This window comes from Citrobacter sp. wls757 (assembly GCF_005280935.1).
Taxonomy (GTDB): domain Bacteria; phylum Pseudomonadota; class Gammaproteobacteria; order Enterobacterales; family Enterobacteriaceae; genus Citrobacter; species Citrobacter portucalensis.
Genome location: NZ_SZWU01000007.1, coordinates 1 through 8835 on the forward strand (window position 1 = coordinate 1; position 8835 = coordinate 8835).

Annotated in this window: 7 protein-coding genes; 3 read left to right on the forward strand and 4 right to left on the reverse strand. The window is 52.8% G+C overall.

Going from position 1 to position 8835, the window contains the following annotated elements; genetic code table 11:
- Positions 1–89: 89 nt before the first annotated feature.
- Together yihI and hemN are read left to right on the forward strand one after the other, a co-directional pair.
- The gene (gene yihI / locus FDW94_RS00965; protein WP_003028627.1) at positions 90–599 is read left to right on the forward strand and encodes a Der GTPase-activating protein YihI; all 510 of its coding nucleotides are present in this window, start codon (positions 90–92) and stop codon (positions 597–599) included.
- Positions 600–787: 188 nt separating this feature from the next.
- Positions 788–2161: an oxygen-independent coproporphyrinogen III oxidase gene (hemN, locus tag FDW94_RS00970; RefSeq protein ID WP_137376986.1), complete on the forward strand. Its 1374-nt coding sequence runs from the start codon at positions 788–790 to the stop codon at positions 2159–2161.
- Between the two features lie 87 nt (positions 2162–2248).
- Here the strand turns inward: hemN and FDW94_RS00975 are convergent, their stop codons facing one another.
- The 4 genes from FDW94_RS00975 to glnA form a co-directional block, all read right to left on the reverse strand.
- The gene (locus FDW94_RS00975; RefSeq protein ID WP_122973889.1) at positions 2249–2359 is read right to left on the reverse strand and encodes a YshB family small membrane protein; all 111 of its coding nucleotides are present in this window, start codon (positions 2357–2359) and stop codon (positions 2249–2251) included.
- A gap of 112 nt (positions 2360–2471) precedes the next feature.
- A complete protein-coding gene (gene glnG, locus FDW94_RS00980; RefSeq protein WP_003825317.1) occupies positions 2472–3881 on the reverse strand; it encodes a nitrogen regulation protein NR(I) in 1410 nt (469 codons plus the stop codon).
- 10 nt (positions 3882–3891) lie between these two features.
- Positions 3892–4941: a nitrogen regulation protein NR(II) gene (glnL, locus tag FDW94_RS00985; RefSeq protein WP_008786986.1), complete on the reverse strand. Its 1050-nt coding sequence runs from the start codon at positions 4939–4941 to the stop codon at positions 3892–3894.
- A gap of 282 nt (positions 4942–5223) precedes the next feature.
- Complete coding sequence (gene glnA, locus FDW94_RS00995) at positions 5224–6633, reverse strand: glutamate--ammonia ligase (RefSeq protein WP_008786987.1); 1410 nt, start codon at positions 6631–6633, stop codon at positions 5224–5226.
- A gap of 379 nt (positions 6634–7012) precedes the next feature.
- On the opposite strand from glnA, the gene typA reads away from it, so the two are divergent.
- The coding region (gene typA / locus FDW94_RS01000) for a ribosome-dependent GTPase TypA (RefSeq protein WP_008786988.1) at positions 7013–8835 on the forward strand (1823 nt) is incomplete at its 3' end.

The window sequence follows — 8835 nt, forward strand, 5'->3', positions numbered from 1 at the left end:
GACAGATTACTCTGTCGCCTTTTTTCTTTATTTCTGCTAGATTCCGGCGCAATTATATACTGAATAAAAACAGCCAAAGACGAATCATGATGAAACCAACTTCTACACCACGCGGTAAAGGTCCTGCAAAAGCGCGTCGTAAAACACGCGAAGAAATTAACCAGGAAGCTCGCGACCGTAAGCGCCAGAAAAAACACCGTGGTCATGCGGCAGGTAGCCGTGCGTCCGGTAGCGAAGGCGCATCTGGTGGCGGAAACCAAAATAAGCAAAAAGATCCTCGTATTGGCAGCAAAACCCCCATTCCATTGGGCGTGACCGAAAAAGTCACCAAACAGCACAAACCGAAGAGTGAGAAACCTATGCTTTCACCACAGGCTGAGTTGGATTTACTGGAAACGGATGAGCGCCTGGATGCGCTGCTGGAGCGTCTTGAAGCAGGAGAAACCCTGAGCGCGGAAGATCAGTCCTGGGTTGATGCCAAGCTGGACCGCATCGATGAGCTGATGCAAAAGCTGGGTCTTTCTTACGATGACGAGGAAGAAGAGGAAGAAGAAGAAAAGCAGGAAGACATGATGCGCCTGCTGAAAGGCGGCAACTAACGGTTTTACACCGTGGGTCTTCCCGTCCTGCTTATAACCCTTCCGGTTATATGTTATCTGGTGTGGTTATTCGTTAAACTACAGCGGTTGTCGCGGCGACAGAAGTGGCTGCGCAACCGACTTATCACCCGTACTGGGGTTAAGTCGGTACGCCGTACCCGCCAGAGACGCCATCGGAAGGAGTGAGCATGTCAGAGCAGTTAATAGACTGGGACCTGGCCCTGATCCAGAAATATAACTATTCCGGGCCACGATATACCTCGTACCCGACCGCGCTGGAGTTTTCTGAAGACTACGGCACTGAGGCATTTCTAAAGGCCGTGGCGCGTTATCCTGAGCGTCCTCTCTCGCTGTACGTTCACATCCCGTTCTGCCACAAGCTGTGCTACTTCTGCGGCTGTAACAAGGTCGTGACTCGCCAGCAGCATAAAGCCGATCAATACCTCGATGTCTTAGAACAAGAAATTATTCATCGCGCACCGCTGTTCGCCGGACGTCATGTCAGTCAGCTGCACTGGGGCGGCGGCACGCCAACGTATCTGAATAAAGCGCAAATCAGTCGTTTGATGTCGCTGCTGCGTAGCAACTTTAACTTTAACGACGACGCCGAAATTTCGATCGAAGTGGATCCGCGTGAAATTGAGCTGGATGTGCTCGATCATTTACGCGCTGAAGGTTTTAACCGCCTGAGCATGGGCGTGCAGGACTTCAATAAAGAAGTTCAGCGCCTGGTGAACCGTGAGCAGGATGAGGAATTCATCTTTGCGCTGCTGAATCATGCGCGTGAGATTGGCTTTACCTCGACGAATATCGATCTGATTTATGGTTTGCCAAAACAGACGCCGGAAAGTTTCGCCTTCACCCTGAAACGCGTTGCTGAGCTGAATCCAGACCGACTGAGTGTCTTTAACTACGCGCACCTGCCGACGCTGTTTGCCGCTCAGCGCAAAATTAAAGATGCCGACCTGCCCAGCGCGCAGCAGAAGCTGGATATCCTGCAGGAAACCATCTCTTCACTGACCGAAACTGGCTATCAGTTCATTGGCATGGATCATTTTGCCCGCCCGGATGACGAACTGGCCATTGCTCAACGCAAGGGTGTGCTGCATCGTAATTTCCAGGGTTATACCACCCAGGGTGATACCGATCTGCTGGGAATGGGCGTGTCAGCCATCAGTATGATTGGTGACAACTACGCGCAGAACCAGAAAGAGCTGAAGCGCTATTATCAGCAGGTAGACGAGCAGGGGGACGCGCTGTGGCGCGGAATTGCACTGACCCGTGACGACTGCATTCGTCGAGATGTTATTAAGCTCCTGATCTGCAACTTCCGCCTCGACTATGCCGCTGTGGAACAGCAATGGGATCTGAACTTCGCTGACTATTTTGCCGAAGACCTGAAACTGCTGGCACCGCTGGCGAAGGATGGGCTGGTGGATGTCGATGAGAAGGGGATTCAGGTCACGCCGAAGGGCCGTCTGCTGATCCGTAATATTTGCATGTGCTTCGATGCGTATCTGCGCCAGAAAGCGCGGATGCAGCAATTCTCGCGGGTGATTTAACGCTTTTCCGGGTGGCGCTTCGCTTATCGTGCCTACGAAAATCTCAATACGTAGGTCGGGTAAGCGAAGCGCCACCCGGCGAACCCGCTAGCTGAACAGCCCAACCAGCGCTGCGCACAATACTGCGGCGACCGCAGTTTGTGGCGTATGGCTTTCGACCGCAACGCTCGACAGCAGATTAATGATTGATTCCAGCATGATGACTTCCCCCCGTTAGTCGGGCACGATCATACTTAACTCATCGGAACAGTAAAGCGCAAAATAGCAGCTATTTGCGCTCAATTATTAATCTTTACACAGTGACGATATGTCACTCCATTCCGAGTTCTTTTAGCTTACGCGTCAAGGTATTACGACCCCAACCGAGCAAGCGTGCCGCTTCCTGTTTATGCCCCTGGGTATGACGTAGCGCGGTAGTCAACAGCGTGCGCTCCATCTCTGGTTGGGCCTCAGAAAGCAAGTTTTGATGACCGGAGCGTAATGCCCGATCCGCCCACTGTGCCAATAGCGTTGCCCAACTATCCGGCTGCATATGGGACGGTGCATCTGGCACAGAGGTTTCAAACAGCTCGGTTGGTAAGTCCTGAATCAGTACTTCCTGCCCGGCGGCCATTACGGTTAACCAGCGGCAGGTATTCTCAAGCTGACGCACGTTACCTGGCCAGGCCAGACGGGTGAGCGCAGCCTCGGTTTCCGGGTGTAATTGTTTGGCTTCCACCCCCAGTTCGCGGGCGGCCTCCTGCAGGAAATGACGCGCCAGGCGGGGGATATCTTCCCGACGTTCGCGCAGTGGCGGCAGATGTACCCGAATGACGTTCAGGCGATGGAATAAGTCCTCACGGAATTTGCCTTCCTGCACGCGCAGTTCAAGATTCTGGTGCGTGGCGGCGATAATGCGTACATCTACCTTTACGGGCGCGTAACCGCCAACGCGGTAAAACTGTCCGTCGGCTAATACGCGCAATAAACGCGTTTGCACGTCCAGCGGCATATCGCCAATTTCATCGAGGAACAACGTACCTCCGTCGGCCTGTTCAAAGCGCCCCTGACGAATGGTATTCGCCCCGGTAAACGCGCCTTTCTCGTGGCCAAACAGCTCAGATTCGATCAAATCTTTCGGGATTGCCGCCATGTTCAGCGCGATAAACGGCGCTTTGACGCGTGGGCTATGACGGTGCAACGCATGGGCGACCAGCTCTTTACCGGTTCCTGACTCCCCATTAATCAATACGCTGATTGAAGACCGGGACAGGCGACCAATAATGCGAAAGACGTCCTGCATTGCTGGCGCTTCGCCGATGATGTCGGTTGTGGGGCCATTGATCTGAACATTGCGCGGCTGCTGCTGTTCCTGATAATGACTGATGGCGCGCTCGACCAGCGCCACCGCTTCATCAATATCAAAAGGTTTGGGCAGATAATCAAACGCCCCTTGCTGATAGGCGCTGACGGCGGCATCCAGATCGGAGTGCGCGGTCATTATGATGACCGGCAGCATCGGATGCCGCTGTTTAATCTGTTTTAACAGCGTCAGGCCGTCCATACCCGGCATGCGGATATCCGACAACAGCACGTCCGGCGTTTTGCTGGCCAGCGCGTCCAGTACCTCTTTACCACTTTCAAATGTGGTACAGCTTAGCCCTGCCCCTGCGAGCGCACGTTCAAGCACCCAACGGATGGAACTATCGTCATCAACGACCCAGACTATTCCTCGTTGCATAAACGTCACCTTATTTCCTGATAGGCAGGTAAACCGAGAACTCGGTATGACCCGGCCAACTGGTAAATTCAATTTTGCCGGAATGTTGATCAATCAAATTACGGGCGATAGATAATCCAAGGCCGGTACCGCCTTCGCGACCGCTAACCATTGGGTAGAACAGCGTATCCTGCAAATGCGAGGGGATACCTGGACCGTTATCCTCTACATCAATTCGTGCCGCCAGACGGTAACGCATGCCGTGTAGCGTGAGCTGAAACGCGGTGCGGGTGCGCAGAATGATCTCGCCGCCTTCCGGTCCCAGCGCCTGCAAAGCATTGCGTACGATGTTCAGCAAAACCTGCTCGATCTGGTCCGGGTCGTGCAGTAATTCGGGCAGACTTGGGTCGTAATCCCGGATTAGCGTGACGTTTTCCGGCAGCTCCATCGAGACCAGCGCCACCACGCGTTCCGCCACTTTGTGAATACTTTCCGTGATGTGCATGCCGGGCTGTTGTGGCCCCAGCAGACGGTCGACCAGATTACGCAGGCGGTCCGCCTGTTCAATAATGACTTTGGTATATTCGGTCAGCGCCGGGTCCGGAAGCGCTTTACTGAGAAGTTGCGCCGCACCGCGTAATCCGCCCAGCGGGTTTTTAATTTCATGTGCCAGACCACGCACCAGATCGCGGGCAGCAATCTGCTGGGCGTGCTGGAGCTGTTCCTGACTCAGACGGCGCTGGTTATCCATAGGGGCCATCTCCAGCAAGATAAGGCCATCAGGCAGCCTCTGAGCGGTCACAGAGAGGATATGTGAGTGGCTGTCTATCACCAGCGTCACTTCGTTATCCGTAAAGCCCTGGCCTGCTTCCAGGCTCTCTCGCATCAGTCCGATGTTTAAGGAGAAATAACTCAACAGATCGGGAAGCGGTGTACCAAACAGTTTGCGGGAGCTTTGGGCGAGCAACTGCTGTGCCGCCGGGTTGGCGTAATGTACAGCCAGCTCATCGTCGACGAGTAAGATGCTGTTGATTAAAGAATTTAGGATCTGCCCAGCATCGGGCAGCGTGCCGGTTGCCATTCAGCAGTCTCCTGAAAAGTGTTGCACCAATTTAGTGCATTATAGCTTTTTACATCAAAAAAGCGCGAAAAAGCAGGTTGTTAGTGGAGAAAAAAGCCCATCCAGAGATGGGCTACAGATGACTGGCAAACATAGATGCCGGATGGCGGATTTGCCTTATCCGGCCTACAAGGTAATGTTACCCTCCAGGCCTGATAAGTTTGCGCCATCAGGCGTCCTATCATTCACCATCGATCTCAAGCCTGCCTGAGCAGGCTAAAAGTTCCACGGCAACTCAAACGATTAAACGCTGTAGTACAGCTCAAACTCTACCGGGTGCGGAGTCATGCGCACGCGGTCATCTTCTTCGCGACGCAGCGCAATGTACGCATCGATCGCTTCATTGGTGAACACGCCGCCTGCGGTCAGGAACTCGCGGTCCAGATCCAGTTCTTTCAGTGCTTCTTCCAGAGAACCAGCAACCTGTGGGATCTCTTTCGCTTCTTCCGGCGGCAGGTCGTACAGGTTTTTGTCCATTGCTTCGCCCGGGTGGATCTTGTTCTTAATACCGTCAAGACCAGCCATCAGCAGCGCTGCGAAGCACAGGTATGGGTTAGCAGCCGGGTCCGGGAAACGCACTTCGATACGACGCGCTTTCGGAGAAGCAACCACCGGGATACGGATAGACGCAGAACGGTTACGGGCAGAGTAAGCCAGCATTACCGGTGCTTCGTAACCCGGGACCAGACGCTTGTAGGAGTTGGTGGTCGGGTTAGCCAGGGCGTTGATCGCTTTAGCGTGTTTGATTACGCCACCGATGTAGTACAGCGCCTGCTCAGACAGACCTGCATATTTGTCACCGGAGAACAGGTTTACGCCGTTCTTGGACAGGGACATGTGGCAGTGCATGCCGGAACCGTTATCGCCAAACATTGGTTTTGGCATAAAGGTTGCGGTTTTACCGAAACGGTGAGCGACGTTGTGAACGACATATTTGTAGATCTGAATTTCGTCCGCTTTTTTGGTCATGGTGTTAAAGCGGGTCGCGATTTCGTTCTGACCAGCAGTCGCCACTTCGTGGTGATGCGCTTCAACAACCAGGCCCATTTCTTCCATGATCAGACACATGGTAGAACGGATATCCTGAGAAGAATCTACCGGAGGAACCGGGAAGTAACCGCCTTTCACGCCTGGACGGTGACCTTTGTTACCACCTTCGTATTTGGTGGAGGAGTTCCATGCGCCTTCGATGTCATCGATAGCCACGTGGGAACCGGAAATAGTTGCGCCGAAACGGATGTCGTCAAACAGGAAGAATTCTGGCTCTGGCCCGAACAGAACGGTGTCTGCGATGCCGGTAGAACGCAGATACTCTTCAGCACGTTTAGCGATGGAGCGCGGGTCACGGTCGTAGCCCTGCAGCGTACCTGGTTCCAGGATATCGCAACGGATGATCAGGGTAGACTCTTCAAAGAACGGGTCGATGAGAGCAGTAGACGCATCTGGCATCAGAACCATGTCTGATTCGTTAATGCCTTTCCAGCCACCGATTGAGGAGCCGTCAAACATTTTGCCTTCTTCAAAGAATTCGGCATTTACCTGATGAGCAGGAATAGTGACGTGCTGTTCTTTACCTTTGGTATCAGTGAAGCGTAAATCAACAAACTTCACTTCGTGTTCGTTCAGCATCGTCAAAACGTGTTCAGCGGACATACTTACTCTCCCGGATTGGTCATTGTCGTCGTGGTAACGAAGTCTTCAATTCTGCAAAAATTGGCCGTGTCGCCATAAAAAATATAAAGCGAAATCTGTGCCAACTTTTAAATTGCCCCTAAAAGGCGTTATCATGCGCACCATCGTGCAAAGGGGCTGCACCATGAAGGTTGTATTGCACCATTATAGTGCTTTAATGTGAACATTAAGCACCATATTGGTGCAAAGCATGTCAGATTACCCCTTTTAACGCTCCGTGAATGTGATCACAAAGAAACTCTGCAATACTTGTTTGCGGAGGATGTTTGTGATCCTGTTTTGTACTGCGATTAATCCGTGTACAATAACGCGCTATTTCTAAAATGCCTGAGGCAAAGTTGTGATCGAAAATTTGCGTAACATCGCCATCATCGCGCACGTAGACCATGGTAAAACGACCCTGGTAGACAAGCTGCTCCAACAATCCGGTACGTTCGATGCACGTGCTGAAACCCAAGAGCGCGTGATGGACTCCAACGATTTGGAGAAAGAGCGTGGGATTACCATCCTCGCTAAAAACACCGCTATCAAATGGAATGACTACCGTATCAACATCGTTGATACCCCGGGGCACGCCGACTTCGGTGGTGAAGTTGAACGTGTAATGTCCATGGTCGACTCTGTGCTGCTGGTGGTGGATGCAATGGACGGTCCGATGCCGCAGACGCGCTTCGTGACCAAAAAAGCCTTTGCCCATGGCCTGAAGCCAATTGTTGTTATCAACAAAGTTGACCGTCCTGGCGCGCGTCCTGACTGGGTTGTTGATCAGGTATTTGACCTGTTCGTTAACCTCGACGCTACCGACGAGCAGCTGGACTTCCCGATCGTTTACGCTTCTGCGCTGAACGGTATCGCGGGTCTGGATCACGAAGACATGGCTGAAGACATGACTCCGCTGTATCAGACTATCGTTGATCGTGTACCGGCTCCGAGCGTAGATCTTGATGGCCCGCTGCAGATGCAAATCTCTCAGCTGGACTACAACAACTACGTTGGCGTAATCGGTATCGGCCGCATCAAACGCGGTAAAGTTAAACCGAACCAGCAGATCACTATCATTGATAGCGAAGGCAAAACCCGTAACGGTAAAGTCGGTAAAGTTCTGACCCATCTGGGTCTGGAACGTATCGAGAGTGATATTGCCGAAGCAGGCGATATCATCGCGATCACCGGTCTGGGCGAACTGAACATCTCCGACACCATCTGCGACCCGCAGAATGTTGAAGCGCTGCCAGCTCTGTCCGTTGATGAACCGACCGTTACCATGTTCTTCTGCGTAAACACCTCTCCGTTCTGCGGTAAAGAAGGTAAATATGTTACCTCTCGTCAGATCCTTGACCGCCTGAACAAAGAGCTGGTGCACAACGTTGCGCTGCGCGTTGAAGAAACCGAAGATGCGGATGCGTTCCGTGTATCCGGTCGTGGTGAGCTGCACCTGTCTGTTCTGATCGAAAACATGCGTCGTGAAGGTTTCGAAATGGCGGTTTCCCGTCCGAAAGTAATCTTCCGCGAAATCGACGGCCGTAAACAAGAGCCGTTCGAAAACGTAACGCTGGACGTTGAAGAGCAGCACCAGGGTTCTGTGATGCAGGCTCTGGGTGAGCGTAAAGGCGACCTGAAAAACATGAATCCAGATGGCAAAGGCCGCGTACGTCTTGACTACGTGATCCCTAGCCGTGGTCTGATCGGCTTCCGTTCAGAATTCATGACCATGACTTCCGGTACCGGTCTGCTGTACTCCACCTTCAGCCACTACGACGACGTTCGTGCGGGTGATGTGGGTCAGCGTCAGAACGGCGTACTGATCTCCAACGGCCAGGGTAAAGCAGTTGCGTTCGCACTGTTCAGCCTGCAGGACCGCGGTAAGCTGTTCCTGGGTCACGGTGCTGAAGTTTACGAAGGCCAGATCATCGGTATTCACAGCCGTTCTAACGACCTGACTGTAAACTGCCTGACCGGTAAGAAACTGACCAACATGCGTGCGTCTGGTACTGACGAAGCAACGGTTCTGGTTCCGCCGGTTAAGATGACTCTGGAGCAGGCTCTGGAATTCATCGATGACGACGAACTGGTAGAAGTAACACCAACCTCTATCCGTATCCGTAAGCGTCACCTGACTGAAAACGATCGTCGCCGTGCAATGCGTGGCGCGAAAGAAGAGTA

Bases quoted from the DNA above. Each gene is read 5' to 3' on its own strand.
- yihI (WP_003028627.1), top strand. From the start codon at position 90: ATGAAACCAACTTCTACACCACGCGGTAAAGGTCCTGCAAAAGCGCGT.
- hemN (WP_137376986.1), top strand. From the start codon at position 788: ATGTCAGAGCAGTTAATAGACTGGGACCTGGCCCTGATCCAGAAATAT.
- FDW94_RS00975 (WP_122973889.1), bottom strand. From the start codon at position 2,359: ATGCTGGAATCAATCATTAATCTGCTGTCGAGCGTTGCGGTCGAAAGC.
- glnG (WP_003825317.1), bottom strand. From the start codon at position 3,881: ATGCAACGAGGAATAGTCTGGGTCGTTGATGACGATAGTTCCATCCGT.
- glnL (WP_008786986.1), bottom strand. From the start codon at position 4,941: ATGGCAACCGGCACGCTGCCCGATGCTGGGCAGATCCTAAATTCTTTA.
- glnA (WP_008786987.1), bottom strand. From the start codon at position 6,633: ATGTCCGCTGAACACGTTTTGACGATGCTGAACGAACACGAAGTGAAG.